At 52.1% G+C, this 18,033-nt stretch carries 17 protein-coding genes; 4 read left to right on the plus strand and 13 right to left on the minus strand.

The genetic code is table 11. From position 1 onward, the window contains the following. Nucleotides 1-3: 3 nt before the first annotated feature. A complete protein-coding gene (locus D6029_RS00745; protein ID WP_120062915.1) occupies nt 4-903 on the minus strand; it encodes a glycyl-radical enzyme activating protein in 900 nt (299 codons plus the stop codon). A 133-nt stretch (nt 904-1,036) separates the two neighbouring features. On the opposite strand from D6029_RS00745, the gene fsa reads away from it, so the two are divergent. Then, a complete protein-coding gene (fsa, locus tag D6029_RS00750) occupies nt 1,037-1,699 on the plus strand; it encodes a fructose-6-phosphate aldolase (RefSeq protein WP_120062916.1) in 663 nt (220 codons plus the stop codon). A 29-nt stretch (nt 1,700-1,728) separates the two neighbouring features. Here the strand turns inward: fsa and yciZ are convergent, their stop codons facing one another. After that, nucleotides 1,729-1,911, minus strand: a complete 183-nt coding sequence (gene yciZ / locus D6029_RS00755) for a protein YciZ/DeoL (RefSeq protein WP_120062917.1) — start codon at nt 1,909-1,911, stop codon at nt 1,729-1,731. Nucleotides 1,912-2,129: 218 nt separating this feature from the next. Between yciZ and D6029_RS00760 the strand changes: the two genes are divergently transcribed. Next, nucleotides 2,130-2,999 carry a crotonase/enoyl-CoA hydratase family protein gene (locus D6029_RS00760; RefSeq protein WP_120062918.1) on the plus strand — a complete coding sequence of 290 codons (870 nt, stop codon included), beginning with the start codon at nt 2,130-2,132 and terminating at the stop codon, nt 2,997-2,999. Nucleotides 3,000-3,055: 56 nt separating this feature from the next. On the opposite strand, the gene D6029_RS00765 is transcribed toward D6029_RS00760, so the two are convergent. Continuing rightward, nucleotides 3,056-3,946 carry a LysR family transcriptional regulator gene (locus tag D6029_RS00765; RefSeq protein ID WP_120062919.1) on the minus strand — a complete coding sequence of 297 codons (891 nt, stop codon included), beginning with the start codon at nt 3,944-3,946 and terminating at the stop codon, nt 3,056-3,058. A gap of 86 nt (nt 3,947-4,032) precedes the next feature. On the opposite strand from D6029_RS00765, the gene D6029_RS00770 reads away from it, so the two are divergent. Continuing rightward, nucleotides 4,033-4,407, plus strand: coding sequence for a carboxymuconolactone decarboxylase family protein (locus D6029_RS00770; RefSeq protein ID WP_120062920.1), 375 nt, complete (start codon nt 4,033-4,035; stop codon nt 4,405-4,407). 22 nt (nt 4,408-4,429) lie between these two features. On the opposite strand, the gene pdeR is transcribed toward D6029_RS00770, so the two are convergent. The 4 genes from pdeR to fabI form a co-directional block, all read right to left on the minus strand. Continuing rightward, the gene (pdeR, locus tag D6029_RS00775) at nt 4,430-6,421 is read right to left on the minus strand and encodes a cyclic di-GMP phosphodiesterase (RefSeq protein ID WP_120062921.1); all 1,992 of its coding nucleotides are present in this window, start codon (nt 6,419-6,421) and stop codon (nt 4,430-4,432) included. 298 nt (nt 6,422-6,719) lie between these two features. Further along, entirely contained in the window at nt 6,720-8,654 is a 1,935-nt protein-coding gene (locus D6029_RS00780) for an exoribonuclease II (RefSeq protein ID WP_120062922.1), read from the minus strand. Nucleotides 8,655-8,755: 101 nt separating this feature from the next. Next, nucleotides 8,756-9,916, minus strand: coding sequence for a CMD domain-containing protein (locus tag D6029_RS00785; protein ID WP_120062923.1), 1,161 nt, complete (start codon nt 9,914-9,916; stop codon nt 8,756-8,758). Nucleotides 9,917-10,103: 187 nt separating this feature from the next. After that, nucleotides 10,104-10,895, minus strand: coding sequence for an enoyl-ACP reductase FabI (fabI, locus tag D6029_RS00790; protein ID WP_034495629.1), 792 nt, complete (start codon nt 10,893-10,895; stop codon nt 10,104-10,106). Nucleotides 10,896-11,153: 258 nt separating this feature from the next. On the opposite strand from fabI, the gene D6029_RS00795 reads away from it, so the two are divergent. Beyond that, nucleotides 11,154-11,561, plus strand: a complete 408-nt coding sequence (locus tag D6029_RS00795) for an SRPBCC family protein (RefSeq protein WP_120062924.1) — start codon at nt 11,154-11,156, stop codon at nt 11,559-11,561. 46 nt (nt 11,562-11,607) lie between these two features. On the opposite strand, the gene sapF is transcribed toward D6029_RS00795, so the two are convergent. The 6 genes from sapF to pspF all read right to left on the minus strand — a co-directional run bounded on the left by sapF (nt 11,608) and on the right by pspF (nt 18,014). Continuing rightward, on the minus strand, nt 11,608-12,414 hold the full coding sequence (gene sapF, locus D6029_RS00800) for a putrescine export ABC transporter ATP-binding protein SapF (protein ID WP_120062925.1): 807 nt from the start codon (nt 12,412-12,414) through the stop codon (nt 11,608-11,610). Beyond that, complete coding sequence (gene sapD, locus D6029_RS00805) at nt 12,414-13,406, minus strand: putrescine export ABC transporter ATP-binding protein SapD (RefSeq protein WP_120062926.1); 993 nt, start codon at nt 13,404-13,406, stop codon at nt 12,414-12,416. The genes sapF and sapD overlap by 1 nt, the downstream gene beginning before the upstream one ends. Then, entirely contained in the window at nt 13,406-14,296 is an 891-nt protein-coding gene (gene sapC / locus D6029_RS00810; RefSeq protein WP_120062927.1) for a putrescine export ABC transporter permease SapC, read from the minus strand. The genes sapD and sapC overlap by 1 nt, the downstream gene beginning before the upstream one ends. Next, on the minus strand, nt 14,283-15,248 hold the full coding sequence (sapB, locus tag D6029_RS00815) for a putrescine export ABC transporter permease SapB (protein WP_120062928.1): 966 nt from the start codon (nt 15,246-15,248) through the stop codon (nt 14,283-14,285). Before sapB ends, sapC begins: the two co-directional genes overlap by 14 nt. After that, nucleotides 15,245-16,885, minus strand: a complete 1,641-nt coding sequence (gene sapA, locus D6029_RS00820; RefSeq protein WP_120062929.1) for an ABC transporter substrate-binding protein SapA — start codon at nt 16,883-16,885, stop codon at nt 15,245-15,247. The genes sapB and sapA overlap by 4 nt, the downstream gene beginning before the upstream one ends. A 127-nt stretch (nt 16,886-17,012) precedes the next feature. Next, entirely contained in the window at nt 17,013-18,014 is a 1,002-nt protein-coding gene (pspF, locus tag D6029_RS00825; protein ID WP_120062930.1) for a phage shock protein operon transcriptional activator, read from the minus strand. Between the last annotated feature and the right edge of the window lie 19 nt (nt 18,015-18,033).

Below are 18,033 nucleotides of genomic sequence, written 5' to 3' on the forward strand. Positions count from 1 at the left end.
GGTTTATCCTCTTATCCAGGCGGTCATCCCTTTTTGGCTTGCGTACTGCTGGGCAAATTCCAGCAATTCCGGCGCATCAAGGGGTTGCTGCGCGGCCAGATAAGGGAGATTCAGGAGTTTGTATTTGTTGATACCTAAGGTGTGGTAAGGCAAAAAGTGAATCGCTTTCACGCCGAGTTCATCGGCGGCAAAATCACTGATGGCGCGAATAGACTGCTCATCAGCATTAAAATCAGGGATCAGCGGCACGCGAATGGTCATTTCTACATTTCGTGCCGCCAGTTTGCGGAAGTTATCCATCACGCGTTCGGCGCTGCCGTCGGTCCATTGTTTAAAACGCGTTGCGTCAACGTGCTTGAGATCGGCGAGCAGTAAATCCAAATGCTCAATCGACGGCTCGATATATTTCCATGGCACGTGAAGACAAGATTCGACCGCCGTGTGAATGCCTGCGTCTTTGCTTTTTCTCAGCAATTGTTCCGCGATTTCAGGCTGCATAAACGGCTCGCCACCAGAAAGCGTAATCCCGCCACCGCTACGGTCATAAAACGGTTTATCACGCAGGACTTTCTGCATGATGGCATCAACGCTTTGGCTTTCACCGCAAACGCTTAACGCCTGAGTCGGGCAGCAGTCGGTCAACGTTGCCATGTCTTCGGCCATTAATTTTTCGCGGGCGATCACCAACGCATCGTCAACACGACTGATTGCATGTGGCGCGGCCTGCGGGCAAAGTTCGCAACCTGCAAGACACAGCCGTTCATCAAACAACACATCCTGATCACGCGCACGGTTCTCTGGGTTTTGGCACCAGCGGCAGCCTAACGAGCAGCCTTTCAGGAAAACCACGGTGCGGATCCCTGGGCCATCATGTGTTGAGTAACGTTGAATATTAAATAGCATAAGCCCGTCCTTATCTTCTGTTCGTAAATTAGATTACTTTCGAATGAAAGTTTTATTGATTTTGATCAGATAAAGAACAGACAGTGGCGTTATCATGTCGGCAATGAGATAGATGACCCATCTGGAGAGTTTTATGGAACTGTATTTAGACACGGCGGATGTAGCCGCCGTTAAGCGCTTAGCGCGCGTTTTGCCTTTGCAGGGTGTGACCACCAACCCGTCGATTGTGGCAAAAGCCGGTATTTCGCTGTGGGAAGTGTTGCCCGCATTACAGGATGCGTTAGGCGGTGAGGGGAAATTATTTGCCCAGGTGATTGCAGCACAAGCCGACGAAATGGTGAAAGAGGCTGAATTGCTGGTGAAACGCGTTCCGGGCCTGGTCGTGAAAGTTCCGACCACGGTGGAAGGCCTGGCGGCCATGAAGCAGTTGAAAATTGCGGGGATCCCAACGCTGGGTACGGCGGTTTATGGCGCTACGCAGGGTTTGTTAGCGGCACTGGCGGGGGCTGAATATGTCGCGCCATATGTGAATCGCCTCGATGCACAAGGCGGCGACGGTATTCAGATGGTTCAGGATTTACAGCAGTTACTGACGTTACACGCGCCACAATCCAAAGTGCTGGCTGCCAGTTTCCGCACGCCGCACCAGGCAATGTCTTGCCTGCTGGCGGGTTGCGAAGCGATTACGTTACCCGTTGATGTGACTGAACAGCTATTAACGACCCCAGCCGTGAATGCGGCAATCGCGACATTCGAGAAAGACTGGCAGGGCGCGTTCGGTTCTTTAAGCCTGTAAAAAAACGCCGGTATTTACCGGCGTCAGACTCAAATCTCCCAGGGCGACTTTTTCAAGTCGCTTTCTTTTTGCTCTTCGCCATTAGCGATGGCGAGCAATTCAGCTTTTAAAATTTCCAGATTATTAATGGCAGATGCGTGATCGCCTCCCACCAGAATATCCAGCACGGTATCAATACGTTTTGCGAGTTGAAGCGGGTTAACTGTAGGCATCGTGCATCCTGTAATTTCAAAAAATCGTTGTTTTCATAATGCTAAAAAAGCCGCGAAAAGAGAAGGAGCGGGTACGCTTTATTTGCCTTAGCCATCAATCAATTATCGAACAATATATAAGTAATTATTATTAGTTGTCCCGATACATTCATGCAAAAGCAGTAGTGGATTAGTCTGATCCTGCGTGTAACGCGCTTTCATAACATGAGGATAAGATAATGACAGTGATTAACCAACCTACTTGCAAATTGTTCACGGACACTTCTCGATTCACTCAGTTATCAGGCTATTACGAAGCTGAACGCCGCACGGTGTGGATGATGCTCAGAGCGCAACCGCGTCCTTGTTTCAATCATCAATTGATCGAAGAAATTATGAACCTGCGATACCTCGTTCAGCAGGAGGGATTTGTGGTTGATTTTTGGGTGACCGGATCATTAGTTCAGGGAATGTATAACACGGGTGGCGATTTGGGATTTTTTGTTGAATCCATACAACAAGGGCGGCGCGAGGCTTTGCGCGCGTACGCCCGCGCCTGTGTTGACTGCGTCCATGCTGCTTCTCGCGGTTTTGATAGTGGCGCAATTAGCCTGGCGATGGTGGAAGGCAGTGCATTGGGCGGCGGTTTCGAAGCCGCGCTCGCGCACCATTTCATCCTGGCACAACGAGATGCACGCCTCGGGTTCCCGGAAATTGCTTTTAACTTGTTCCCCGGAATGGGCGCATATTCGTTGGTTGCCCGCCGTTCCGGGATGAAACTGGCAGAAGAGTTAATTTATAAGGGAGAGTCGCACACTGCGGAGTGGTTCGAGCAATTTGGCCTTGTGGATCAGCTTTTCGAACCCGGCCAGGGGTATCTCGCGACCCGAACATTCATTGATACGCTACAACCCAAACTCAATGGCGTTCGGGCGATGCTGCGGGCGCGCCAGCGTGTCCTGCAACTCCCGCGTGCAGAATTAATGGATATCACCGAAGACTGGGTGGATGCCGCTTTCTGCCTTGAACCTAAAGATATCGCGTATATGGAAAGACTGGTGCAACTGCAAAACCGCCACAGTTCGACGGCTTTGCGTAAAGCGAGTTAATGCGAATTTCTGACCTGATACGGGGCGCCATTCGTTGTTTGAATGGCGTCCTTTTTTTAACGTCGAAGCAATTCAAGAAATGTTTGCAGAACGGGAGATTTATTTTGCTTCGACCAGGCGACAGCAATACCCATTGAGAGTGGATGTGCCTCTTGTTTCAGCTTGCGGAAAACAACACCTTGCCGCTTGATACATTGTAGCGATGCGGGAACAAGCGCAACGCCTTTCCCTTCAGCAATCAGCCCCAACAGGATGTGATGGTCTGGCGGTTCTGGAATGACATGAGGTTTAAAATCGATCTTCTGGAAAAATGCCTGGCAGTGATCATAAAAACCGGGGTTGAGTCGCCGCTCAAACCAGAACATGGGTTCATCGCGAAGCATGTCGAAACTAATAAGGCGTTTATTCGCCAGTCTGTGCCCCGACGGTAAAGCGACGACCAGAGGATCATCAATAATTTTTTCAACTTGCAGATCCTGAACATCCGTGTGTAAACCCACAAATGCCACGTCCATTGCGCCTTTACTTATTTCACGAACCAGATTAATCGAATAGCTTCCCGTGGTCAGGATTTGCCAGTCAGGAAAACGTTGGCGCAACTCGTCCATCACGTCTGGAATAGCACTTCGCTCAAATACGGTCGTGTAACCAACGACAAACTTTCCTCGATTTTTACTCTGCATTTTCTGGGCGACAGCAATCGCCTTTTCAGCCTGTAAAAGCGTGCGTTTTACTTCTGGTAAGAATGCTGCTCCCGCCTCAGTCAGCGTCACGCCCGTTTTGCTGCGCAAAAATAGCTGAACGCCAAGTTGTTCTTCTAACTGGCGAATCTGCCTGCTCAACGGCGGCTGAGAAATATGCAAGCGCACGGCGGCGCGGCTGAAGTTCAGCTCTTCGCACACCGCCATAAAATAACGGAATTGACGTAAATCGATGGATTCATTCATACCAAAAAGGTATCACAAAAAGGGTATTGGATGCACCGCGTAAGAAATTTTAGAGTGCGTTCACGACTCAACAACAAGGAATGAAAATGGAAAACGAACGTTATTTACGTGGTCTTGCGAAATTAAAAGAAGTGGATGGGCAGGCAGGGGATAATGTCATTAATAGCCTGAAAGATATTGCCCCCGATTTTGCGCGCCTGCTTATTGAGTTTCCTTTTGGCGATATTTATTCAAGACCCGGCCTCGATTTAAAGTCTCGCGAAATTGCGGTGGTTGCCGCACTCACTGCACTCGGCAATGCAACGCCGCAGCTTAAAGTCCATATCGAGGGCGCACTGAATGTGGGGTGCTCGCAACAAGAGATTATAGAAGTGATGATGCAAATGGCGGTCTATGCAGGATTTCCCAGCGCACTAAATGGATTATTTGCCGCCAAAGAGGTGTTCGCACAAATAAAATAGCCAGGTTCCCTGGCTAGATTTCTTACCGCGCCGTTCTGGCGAGATATCGCTTAAGCCAGCGCTCGAATACGGCGGCGGGCATCGGTTTAGCAAATAAATAACCTTGCCGTTCGTTGACGCCATTCTTGGTTAAGAAGGCGTCTTCTTTTTGATTTTCCACGCCTTCAGCAATCACCTGTAAGTTTAGTGCCTGGGCAACCGCGACGATTGCGCGCACCAGCGATTGGGACACGGATTGTTTGTGAATATCGCGCACAAAACTTTGATCGAGTTTAATCGCGTCAATCGGGAAACGGGCAAGTTGGGAAAGCGAAGAATATCCGGTTCCGAAGTCGTCTAAATGCACTTGTGCGCCCAAACGGCTGAATTGCTGAATCACCGACAGCGCCAGTTCTTCATTTTCAATCAGGCAACTTTCAGTCAGCTCAACATCAATCGGGCAGTATTCAAAATTGAGATCTTTCAACGCTTGTTTCAGGTCGCTGAAGATAGTCTGGTCGGCTAACTGACGCGCAGAAACGTTCACCGCTACGCGCAAATTAATGCCTTTGTCGCGCCATTTCGCCACTTGTTGAACCACACTGAGCATCACCCAACGGCCAAGCGGTACGATCAAACCGGACTCTTCTGCATAAGAGATAAAATCCAACGGTGGAATTAACCCGCGCTCCGGCGATTGCCAGCGCACCAGGGCTTCCAGGCTTCGCACTTCACCGCGCCAGGTCATTTTCGGCTGATAATGAATCACCAGCTGGTCGTTTTCCAGCGCTTTACGCAGGTTGGTATCGAGCCACAAATACTCAAACACCCGCTGATTCATTTCTGGAGAGAACACGCAAAACTTGCCGCGACCGCTCTCTTTAGCGGTGTACATTGCCGTATCGGCGTTACGAATCACGCTTTCACGGTCTTCACCATGCTGTGGTGCGAGTGAAATACCGAGCGAACAACCGGAATAGACTTCAATCAAACCGATGCGGAAGGGCTGTTTCAGGCGAGTCAGAATGCGAGAAGACATCGCTTCCAGCGTGGCTTGCGAGGTATCTGTAGCCAGAATGATAAACTCATCACCGCCCAGGCGCGCCAGAATTTGCCCTTCATCAAGACAGCTCAGAATCGCTAATGACACCGCCTGCAAAAGCTGGTCGCCAAACATATGGCCGTAGGCGTCATTGACCTTTTTGAAGTTATCGAGGTCGAGATAAACAATGCCCACCTGAGTATCCCCGCGAGTATCAATGGCGGCAGTGATTAAGTCATTGATGGCGTTGCGGTTGGGAAGGCCGGTGATGGTGTCAGTATTTGCCAGAACGCGCAGCCGTTCCTGAGCGCGGCGTTCTTCGGTAATATCAGAGCCGGAGCAAATCAGATAGATTTCGTTTTTGCCGCTGCCGCTATGGACGAATTTATTGCGGAATAAAAACAGACGCTGGCCTTTACGCGTTTTAACCCAGCGCTCGACTTCATAAGAGTTTCCATTACGAAAGAAACCACTAATATTGCGTTTTGAAGCAGCGGCCTCGCTGCGGCTCATAAACAGCTTAAAGACGTTCTGCCCGATGACTTCATGTTCTTTAAGCCCGGTATATTCTTCGCTCAAACGATTGAAGCGCTGAATATTCCCCAGGCGGTCGAGGATCACGATGACCGAATTGGCCTCGGAAACCACCTGTTCAGCAAAGGAAAGCCCCTGAACTAAATCGCGCGCCACGGAAGGGGTGTCGTTCCAGGCTGATGCCGTGCCTGCCCACTCTTTCTTCGAAACCTTGCGCCCGACCAAATGCACAGGAACCTCACTGCCAAACAGTGAAATTGAAAGGGTGACGCTGGACGTAATCACCGACATCTGGCGAATTTGGTTTGCCTGCTCTGGCTCGAGTGCTACCACCTGACTGACGTCTGAACTTTCGCTGGCCGCTAATTGCAGCGCATTGCTATCGTTCGGTAAACGCCAATATGGGCTGGTTGTCCCTAAGTAACGGTAGAGCAGATTCTGCTCCAATTCGTCTTTCATGCTCTCTCCTGAACCGGGCCGACATGCGTGTCAGTCTCTAATTTATATTAGCAATACAAAACCGATCTTGAAGCGGCAACCCTGAGTAAAAGACATTGTTTTTGCAGAAGATGTGCGAAATCTGAATCTTCGCCGCTAGATTGACCGTTTTCCAGGCGCATTGGCAAGCAAAAAAGGAGTTATAACGCTAATCATTTTCCTTGTGTGATTATCAACCGTAAATCAGCCGCAGAGAAATAAAACCAAAAAAAAGCCGAACATAAAGTTCAGCTTTTTAAGATGCTTCACAAACCAGGCGTTAGATTGCCGGACGCGCAATCACGCTACGGGTTTCCATACGCACTTCTGCAATCGTCACATCAATCACGTCAGTCACTTTGAAAGCCACTTCGCCTTTGATTTGCACGGTGCCCAATTCCTGGCTGCACACCATTTCATCACGCACAGAGTGAATGAACGGGGCAGGGATAAAGGCGACCGCGCCGTTCTCAATCAGGCGCACACGCATTCCACCACGGCTGACATCAATAATCTCAGCGGCGAATTTGGCATCAGTTCCTGCTTTGTCACTCAGGAAGCGAGCATACAGCCAGTCGCTGACATCGCGTTCTGCCATGCGGTTCAGGCGGCGGCGCTCAGCCATCTGTACGGTGATGTCATCTTGTGGACGATTCGCCGTTTCACCTTTGATAATCGCTTTCAACAGACGATGGTTGATCATATCGCCGTATTTACGAATCGGTGAAGTCCAGGTGGCGTAAGCTTCCAGGCCCAGGCCGTAATGCGGCCCAGGTTCGGTGCTGATTTCGGCAAATGACTGATAACGACGAATACGGCTATCGAGGAAACCGGTTGGCTGCGCATCGAGTTCACGACGCAGTTTGCAGAAGCCGTTCAGCGTTAGCACTTCTTGCGCGTCAACTTCCAGGCCGTGACCTTGCAGCATGGTCGCCAGTTGTTCGATATTGGCCGGATCAAAACCGGTGTGGACGTTATAAACGCCGAAACCGAGTTTTTCGCGCAGCACAATTGCGGCACAGACGTTGGCAGCAATCATCGCTTCTTCAACAATGCGGTTTGCAATGCGGCGCGGCTCAGAGACGATATCCAACACTTCGCCTTTCTCGCCTAACACAAAGCGGTAATCAGGGCGGTCTTTGAACACCAGCGCGTGAGTGCGACGCCATTCAGCGCGGCTATGGCAAACGCGTTCCAGCAGGCGAATTTGCTTAGCAATGGCTTCAGACTGTGGTTGCCAGTCGCCTTTTTCTTCCAGCCAGTTCGACACATCGTCATAGGCCAGTTTGGCTTTTGATTCGATGGTGGCAACAAAGAAGTTAATCTCGCTCTCAATGCTGCCGTCCTGCGCGATAACCATGCGGCAAGCCACAACAGGGCGCGTGACATTAGGGCGCAGCGAGCACAGATCGTCTGACAATTCGCGTGGCAACATCGGGATATTAAAGCCCGGCAGATAGTTGGTGAAGGCGCGAACTTTGGCGATACCGTCAAGTTTGCTGTCTTCGCTAATCCACGCAGTCGGGTCGGCGATAGCCACGGTCAGTTGTAATTTGCCATCGGCAAGCTCTTCAACAAACAGCGCATCGTCCATATCTTCGGTGCTGGCGCTATCAATGGTGACAAAATCCAGGGCGGTTAAATCTTCACGCACCAGGCCTTCGTCGAGCATTTCCGTCGCCACACCATTTGGCGCTTCACGCTCAAGATTGTGGCGTGACAGTGTCACCCACCATGGCGCAAGGTGATCGTCACCAGAGGTGATGAACTGCGTCAAATCCGCGTAGAAACCCCGGTCGCCTTTCAGCGGGTGGCGTTTCATTTCCGCAACGGCCCAGTCGCCATTCTGGAAATCATGAGTCACGTTACGGTCTGCACGACACTGAATCGCATCGCGCAGTAATGGGTGATCCGGAACAATAGTCAGACGGTCGTCTTTACGTTGTACACGGCCAACAAACCGGCTGAGGAACGGTTCGATAAGCTCTTCTGGCTCAGCGGTTTCGCGGTCCTTGTCGGTATGAATCACCGCGCTCACGCGGTCACCGTGCATCACTTTTTTCATCTGCGGAGGCGGAATAAAGTAACTTTTTTGGGAATCCACTTCGAGGAAGCCAAAGCCTTTTTCCGTGCCTTTAACCACGCCTTCAACGCGTGGAGTTTGGGAATGCAGTTGCTGTTTAAGCTGCGCGAGCAGCGGGTTATCCTGGAACATGATTATTAGTTTTCGTGGCCAAAAGAGCGGCTGACAGTTTTACGCGAAACCACCCTTTGCGGCAAGCGCTGTTTGCCGCAAAAGCACGGGCTGTCTTAGGTTTAGCTGGCATTACCCAGCCCGATTTTTAGCCGGTTCAGCCAGCCGTAAAGCCCTGAACTCACCAGCAATTGTAGGATCTCACGTTCGTTAAAACCCTGCTCGAACAAAGGTTGAAGCTGGGCGGCGCTAAAGCTGCCGGGCGAGCGGGTTAAAACTCGAACGGCCTGGATAATCGCGCGCTCACGCGGATGATTGTGACACCAGGCCTGTAACGCTCTTTCACCATTGCGCATGGCTTCCGGCAGATGACTCTCACCGCGCCACGCCCGTGCAAAATCGCTGAAGCAACTGACGCTGCCGTTAATCCGCGCGGTCAGCAGGCCGACAAGAATCGTATCGTCATCTTCCTGCGCGACAGCCGGGTAAAATAATGGCGTCAACTGGCTCAATGAATGCAGCGCTATGGCATCGTTGACCAGCAGGCCGCTCAACTCACGCAACGCGGGTTGAGTCTCACTAAAATTGAGCACGTCGAGTTGCTCAGTATTGGCATAGCGCAGTTCTACCTCCGGGAAAGCAGGCTGCCAGGATTTATCACCCTCGAGAAACAGCTCTGCGCTGGCATCTTGTTGCATATCAATGCCGGGTAACCAGCGCACAGGAAGCCCCTGAAGGGCCTGAAACACCGCTATCACGCGGGCCTGAAAGCCGATAAAACCGATGAGCTGGTTAAACGTGACGATGTCATTAACCGACAGGGCGACTTCATCAAGCTGCTGGCGGGAATTGTCATCAATCAGTGTGGGCTGGCTCGCAAGCTGGCGGGCGTATTGCGTAATTTGTGTCAGGCGGCGATTACTTTCACGGGAAGAATCCGGCCCCGGTTGCGGAGCAAGGCGGGCGGCATAGTGGTTACATAGACGCTGGACGCCATAAACCTGCGCCACCGTCAGCGCGGTACTCAAGCGGTCATAGCAACTGAGCGTATTCAAACGTGTCACCGGGCTGTTTTCCGGCAGCAAGCATTCAGCGGCTTTTCGCGCGATGGATAGCCAGTTCGATTCAACCCCGCGTTGTTCATCACTGAGCGCCAGATCGAGCAAAAAGCGATCCTGAATAAAAGCAGCCTCAGGAACTAACGGTAAAACGGCGTCGTCGCTGCGGCTGGATTGAGTTTCATGATACCAGTGGCCTTTGCCAGAGATTCGGCGTTGTTCCATGGTCGTTCCTTGGTCAAAGAGTTGACAAGCCCGGGGAAAACACCTGACGGCCTGGTTAGCTGCTTTATCCTGGCGTAAGCATGGAATGCGACAAAAGAATGATAGGTGATAACAAATATCGGAAAGGTATAACTAAGAAGGGGAACAGCAAAACAGGGCGACGGACGCCGCCCCGTGGCGAACGGAATTAGTCTTTCAGTTCCAGTTCGTTCATTGCAGCGATGCTGAAACCGCCGTCAACGTGCAGAACTTCACCGGAAACACCGGCAGACAGGTCTGAACACAGGAACGCAGCAGAGTTACCCACATCTTCGATGGTCACGGTACGACGAATCGGCGTTACCGCTTCGCAATGTGACAGCATTTTACGGAAATCTTTAATGCCAGATGCTGCCAGCGTACGGATTGGACCCGCAGAAATCGCATTCACACGCACACCTTCTGGACCCATCGCGTTCGCCATGTAGCGCACGTTAGCTTCCAGAGACGCTTTAGCCAGACCCATCACGTTGTAGTTAGGGATAGCACGCTCAGCGCCCAGGTAAGACAGAGTCAGCAGCGCAGAACCTGGGTTCAGCATTTCACGGCAAACTTTAGCCATTGCTACGAAGCTGTAAGAGCTGATGTCGTGAGCAATTTTGAAGCCTTCACGGGTTACCGCGTTCACGTAATCGCCATCTAACTGGTCGCCAGGAGCGAAGCCAATTGAGTGAACGAAACCGTCAAACTTCGGCCAGCTTTTCGCAAGCTCAGCAAACATCGCGTCGATGCTTGCATCTTCTGCCACGTCGCACGGCAGAACCAGGCTTGAGCCCAGATCCGCAGCAAAACCTTCCACACGGCCTTTCAGTTTTTCATTCTGGTAAGTGAAAGCCAGTTCAGCACCTTCGCGGTGCATAGCCTGTGCGATACCGTAGGCAATGGAGAGTTTACTGGCGACGCCAGTGATCAGAATGCGTTTACCGGTAAGAAAACCCATAGCTTTGAATCCTTATAGTTTCTGCTAATTTTATGCCTTGCCAATCATAATGTTACGAATGGTTAGTCACAATTTTTCAACACGAAAGTGAAATTATATCCCACTCCGCGCAAGTTGTGTCAGCTTATTTTACGGGGCCTGGCTAACTGGTTATCACATCGCCAGAGGTCATTCCTGTTGCACTGCCGCCAAAGCAAAATATAAAAGGCGCAGTACACTTAATTCTCACCCTACAAACAGAGTCACCGGAGAGTATCGATGAAAATCACAGTTGAAACTCACGTTAACGCGCCTGTTGAAAAAGTCTGGCAGGCATACATTAATCCGGAAGATGTAAAGCAATGGAATACGGCTTCACCCGACTGGCACACGCCAACCGCCGCCGCTGATTTCAGGGAAGGCGGCGCGTTTTCATTCCGTATGGAAGCCAAAGACGGCAGCATGGGGTTTGATTTTGCGGGCGTTTATACGCGCATCATCCAGCATAAATTAATCGAGTACACTTTCGGCGACCGCGAAGCGAAAGTGGAATTTACGCCAGCCGGAGAGGGCGTTGATGTGCGGCTGGAATTCGACCCGGATAAGCAATATCCGGTCGAGCATCAAAAGGGCGGCTGGCAGGCGATTCTGGAAAACTTTGCGCGGTATGTTGAGGCGCAGGGGTAATCATAAAAACGCTGCCGGGTAGCGGAAAGTTACCCGATAGCGCTGATTAACGGTCTTTACGCCACGCATCCGCCGTTAACGCTTCACCAAAGTGACTGGCAATCAGGCGCTTAGTCAAATCATGCAACGGCGAGGCGAGTACTTCAGCGGTGCTGCCACGTTCAACGACTTCGCCCTGATGCATCACGATAACTTTGTCGCTGATGTGCTTCATCATGCCGATATGCTGCGTGACATAAATATAGGCAATACCGTGTTTTTCCTGCAGTTCCAGCATCAGGTTAATCAGTTGCGAACGCATCGACATATCGAGCGAGGCCAGCGCTTCATCGGCAATCACCACCTTCGGGCGCAAAATCATCGCACGGGCTAAACCCAGACGCTGTTTCTGACCTGGCGCCAGCATATGCGGATAATAACTGGCGTGGTCGGGCAGCAAACCGACCATGCGCAGCGTTTCGATAATCTGCTTATGGCGCGCTTCCGGTTCAAGATTGGTATTGAGGCGCAGCGGGAAATCCAGAATCTGCGAAATACGCTGGCGCGGATTAAGCGACGTGCTTGGGTCCTGGAAAATCATGCGAATATGTTGGCTACGGTAGGTATAGTCGCCGTACTCCAGCACATGGTCGTCAATCACCACTTCGCCCGTCGTCGGCTCAACCATCCCCGCCAGCATTTTCGCCAGCGTAGATTTGCCTGATCCATTCTCGCCAATTATCGCCAGCGTCTGTTTCTCTCGCAGGGTGAAACTCAACGGTTTCACGGCATCAACATGCTGGCGACGGAACAAGCCGGTGCGGTAGCGAAACGTCTTACTTAAATTACGAACTTCGAGCAGCGTTTCGACCATTACTGACTCTCCATATTCAGCGGGAAGTGGCAGGCGTACAGATGGGTTTTAGCGCCCATCAGGCGTGGCGTTTCGATACATTCACGCTGCGCGTAAGGGCAGCGCGGCCCGAGTCGGCAACCCATCGGTAATTGTTCCAGTAAAGGAATCGCGCCTGTCATGGTATTGAGGCGGCTTTTATGCGGCATTGGGCTACCGAAATCAGGGATCGCGCGAATCAGCGCCTGGGTGTAAGGATGATGCGGCGTGGCAATCAGATCTTCGCTGGTCGCACTTTCCACCGTTTGCCCGCAGTACATCACGTTAATTTTATCCGCCCATTTACTGAGCATTTGCAGGTCATGGCTGATAAGCAAAATCGTGGTGTTGTTGTACTGATTCAGGCGCGTCAGCAGTTTGAAAATCTGCAATTGCGTGGTGGGTTCCATCGCATTGGTTGGCTCATCGGCAATCAACAAACGTGGCTGATTCGCCAGCGCAATGGCAATCATCACCTTCTGGCATTCACCGTCGGTCAACTCGTACGGATAACTGCGCATCGCATCTTTGTGATCTTTAATCCCGACGCGGTGCAGCAGTTCAATTGCCCGACGTTTTCGCCAGCCAAAGCGCTTCCACCAGCGGCCTTTATACGTCCAGCCGGGAATATTCTGCGTCAGCTGGCGGCCAACACGTTCTGATGGATCCAGACACGACTGTGGCTCCTGGAAAATCATCGACACGTTATGGCCGACTAAGCGGCGGCGCTCGCGTCCACTCAAACGCAACAGGTCGATGTCATCAAAGCGCATACGGTCTGCCGTCACGCGCCAGTTGTCTTTAGTAACGCCACAAATGGCTTTGGCAATCAGGCTTTTGCCGGAGCCAGATTCGCCCACCAAACCGCGAATCTCCCCTTCGTTCAGGGTCATACTCACGCGGTCTACGGCTTTAACCCAGCCATCGGAGGTCATAAATTCGATGGTCAGATTTCGAATATCAAGTAATGGCATTATTGCACCCCCGCGTTGATTGCACGGCGTAAACCGTCACCCAGCAGGTTGACCAGCAGCACACTGATCATAATAGCCACTCCTGGCAGCATAACTGTCCACGGAGCGACATAAATCAGCTCCAGTGCGTCACCCAGCATAGAACCCCATTCTGGCGACGGAAGCTGTGCGCCCAAATCCAGGAAGCCCAAAGCGGCGATATCAAGGATTGCCATCGACAGCGCGCGCGTAATTTCGGTGACCAGAATCGCGGCGGTATTGGGCATCACGGCAAACCAGAGAATATTCAGCGTTGATGCGCCATCCAGACGGGCGGCAATAACGTAATCTTTCTCCAGCTCATCGTGAACGGCGCTATAAACCGAGCGCACCATGCGCGGCAGAAGTGCGAGCCATACCGCAAACATGGCGTGAACCAGATGCGGCCCGACAAACGCCACCACAATAATCGCCAGCAACAGGGAAGGGATTGACAAAAGCGTGTCGAGAATATGGTTCATCACCGCCGAGCGTAAGCCATGCGTTGATCCGGCAAACACGCCCAGAATCACCCCGAAAATAGCCGCCGCCAGCGTCACCACGAACGCGCCGCCCACGGTTGGGGCGGCGCCGCTCAATAAACGGCTTAATACATCGCGCCCGAGGTCATCCGTGCCGAGGAAGAATGACACATCGCCATACCGTGACCACGAAGGCGGTAACAATTGGTAGCCGAGGAACTGCTGGTCGATGCCATACGGCGCAAACACGCTGCCAAAGACGCACAACAGCACCAAAGCCCCGCAGCCGTACAGGCCAATCATTGCCGTGGTGTCGCCGTAAAATTTGCGCCAGGTCAGGCGCAGCGTGCTCGGCGGTCGCTTCTCGCGATAGACGCTATCGTAAGGCATACCATTCCTTATGTGTCAGTGGGTTTGCCATAGCACCCAAAATATCGGAAATCACGTTCACAATGATGACCAACGAACCGATGACCATCACCCCGGCAGAAATTGCCGTGTAATCTTGTTGACGAATCGCGTTGATCAGCCAGCGTCCGAGGCCTGGCCAACTGAACACCACTTCAGTGATCATCGCCAGCGTCAGCATGGTTGAAAATTGCAGGCCGAGGCGCGGAATAACCGGCGGCAGCGCGTTATGCAGAACATGGCGATGCAGAATCGTCAGGCGTGATAAACCGCGAGTCGCCGCCGCTTTAATATAGTTTTGGTCAAACACTTCGATGGTGCTGATACGCATCAAACGCACCACTTCGGTGGTTGGCGCAACGGCCAGCGCAATCACTGGCAAGATCATATGGCGAATGGCGCTGATGATCATTTCATCGCGGTAAGGCGAGTCCGAAAGCCAGGCATCAACCAGCGCGAAACCGGTTTCCGATTTCACTTCATAAAGCAAATCGAAACGCCCGGAAACCGGCAACCAGCCGAGCGTCAGTGAGAAGAACATCGTCAGCAGTAGCGCGAACCAGAACACGGGAATGGAAAATCCGACCAATGCCAATGCGCTGATCAACTTATCTTGCCATTTGTTACGCATGATCCCGGCTAACATTCCGACCGGAATACCCACCAGCAAGGCGAGGCCAAACGCCAGCAGGCACAACTCCATGGTGGCCGGGAACACCATGCGTAACTGTTCGTTAATCGACTGGCCGTTAATGCTCGACACGCCGAAATCCCAGTGCAGGATACTTTCAAACCAGAACACCCAGGCATTCCACAGCGACGCGCCCTGAAGCGGCGCGTGCGGGGTGAAATAGTTGAGGCTAAAGCCGATAAAGGTCAGAAAAAACAGCGTCACCAGCAGCAACAGCAGGCGGCGCAGGGTGTAAATAATCATGGTTTTTTCACCTCAACATTCTCACGGGAAACCCCGGCAAACGATGCGTTGCCAAACGGACTCAGCACCAGCCCTTTAATGTCATAGCGATAGGCTTGCAAACGCAGCGATGACGCTAACGGTAAAACAGGCAACTGCTCCGCCAGAATATCCTGCGCTTCACGATACGCTTCAATGCGCGACGCCAGTTGCTGAGAAGCCAGCGCCTTTTGCAGCACTTCATCAAACTTAGGGTCACACCAGCGAGCATAGTTGGTCTGTGAGCGAATCGCCGCGCAGCTCAACATTGGGCGGAAGAAACTGTCCGGGTCGTTACTGTCCGTTGCCCAACCTGCGAGGGTTAAATCGTGGTTCATGTCCATCAAACGCGCTTCCTGGAAGCGGCCTTCGACCGGCACAATAATCACCTTCACACCAATTTGCGCCATATCCGCCTGGATAAGTTCTGCGGTTTTCAACGGGCTTGGGTTCCAGGCTTGAGAACTGGTCGGCACCCAAAGGCGCAATTCCAGATTATGCAGCCCCAGCGCTTTGAGTTGCTGACGCGCTTTTTCCGGGTTGTATTCGGTAATTTTAGAATCACTGTCATACGCCCACGACGCACGCGGCAAAATAGAGGCCGCCGTTTCCGCTGTGCCGTAATAAATCGACTGCATCAGGCGCTGGTTATTAATCGCCAGAGCTAACGCATGGCGCACCGCCGGATTATTTAACGGGGCTTTATTAGTGTTAAACGCCAGATATGCAATGTTCATCCCTGGGCGCAACGTCAGGCGCAAACGCGGGTCATCGCGCAAAATCGTCAACTGGCTGGCGGCAGGATAGGCGAGTACATCGCATTCACCGGTCAGAAGTTTGGATAAGCGCCCGGTGCCGCCGGAACCTAAGTCCAGAACGACTTGCGGCATTAATGGCACGCCGCGCCAGAATTTCGGGTGGCGAGCCAGGCGAATATACTGCCCGGCACGATATTCGCTAATCTGGAATGGCCCGGTGCCCACCGGCTGGCGGTCCATCAATTCCTGACGATCGGCTTTGGTTAACTGCGCCGCATATTCAGCAGACATCACAGACGCGTAATGCGTTGCCATGTGCCATAAGAAGGAGGCGTCGGGTTTTTCGAGACGAAATTCGACGGTGTTCTGATCCAGCTTGCGCACACTTTTCACAGAGTCCGGGAACTGAAGACTGTCGAAATAAGGATAGTTGCCGCCGTTAACGTTATGCCACGGGTGCTTGCGGTCAAATACGCGTTGGAAACTGAACACCACATCATCGGCATTCAGTGCGCGAGTCGGTTTAAACCACGGCGTGGTCTGGAACTGCACATTGGAGCGTAAATGGAAGCGATAAGTCGCGCCGTTATCCAGCACTTCCCAGCTTTCCGCCAGTTCCGGCACCAGGCGATAAGTGTACGGATCGACATCCAGTAACCGGTCATATAACTGTGCGGCGAGGGTGTCCACAGTCAAACCGCCGCTGGCCATTTGCGGATTAAAGGTATTTACCTGACCGTTGACACAATAAACAAATCCGCTGTTACGGATATCGGTTGGCTTTTCAACAGGTGATTCGGCGAATGCCGCGCCACTCAGGCAGCTAACCGCCAGTAACAGGGAGGAGATAATTCCGCGCATAAGTTTTTGAGTTTTCTCGGGTGATAGCCAAAGTGTATCGCACTCTGGAGGGCTTCCCAAAATATGTCAGGCTATTTTGCTTTTTTTATAAACAATGCCGGTAAAAAAGGTAAGGAAATGCTGTTTTTTACGGCAACTCCGTCTGCACAACACCGTGCTTTTTAAGCAACGCGCGTAATTGGTGGTACGTCAACCCGAGCAAATCTGCGGCTTTACGCTGGTTGAATTTCGCCTGTTTCAGGCTTTGCTCCACCAGTGTTTTTTCCTGCTCGTTTTGCCAGCCGCGCAGATCCATTGGCAACGCTAATGGTGATTCGCTTTTTTGTACCGTGACGGCAGGTTTTCTGGCGAAGGGATCGAGAATGACATTATCGACCGGTTCATCACTGGAACCGTGGCGATAAACCGAACGTTCCACCACATTTTTTAATTCGCGGATATTCCCCGGCCAGGCGTAATTCAACAGCGTCGCTTGCGCTTCTTCGGTAAATCCAGGGAACAGCGGGAGCTGTAATTCGCGGCACATCTGAATCGCAAAGTGCTCGGCCATTAACATGATATCGGGCTGGCGCTCGCGCAGCGGGGGAAGCGTCACCACATCAAATGCCAGCCGGTCGAGTAAATCAGCACGGAATTTCCCTTCTTCGGCCAGTTGCGGCAGGTCGGCATTGGTCGCGCACACCAGTCGCACATTCACCTGCAACGGCTGGCTGCCGCCCACGCGCTCAAGCTCGCCGTATTCCACCACGCGCAGCAGTTTTTCCTGCACCATCATCGGCGCGGTGGCGAGTTCATCAAGAAAGAGTGTGCCGCCATCAGCACGTTCAAAGCGGCCTGGATGGCGTTTTTGCGCGCCGGTAAAGGCTCCCGCTTCATGGCCGAACAGTTCTGAATCCAGCAGATTATCGTTCAGTGCGGCGCAGTTCAGGGAAATAAACGGCCCTTGCCAACGACGTGAAAGAAAGTGCAAACGGTTAGCAATCAGCTCTTTACCCGTGCCACGCTCGCCTATCACTAACACCGGTTTTTCCAGTGGTGCCAGGCGCGAAACTTGCTCAAGCACCTCAAGAAAACTGTTCGCCTCGCCAATCAGGTTATCTTTGCTCTCTACCATGATGAAATTAACCAATAGTTAGTGAATTAAACCA

Source organism: Buttiauxella izardii (assembly GCF_003601925.1).
In the GTDB taxonomy this organism is placed as follows: domain Bacteria; phylum Pseudomonadota; class Gammaproteobacteria; order Enterobacterales; family Enterobacteriaceae; genus Buttiauxella; species Buttiauxella izardii.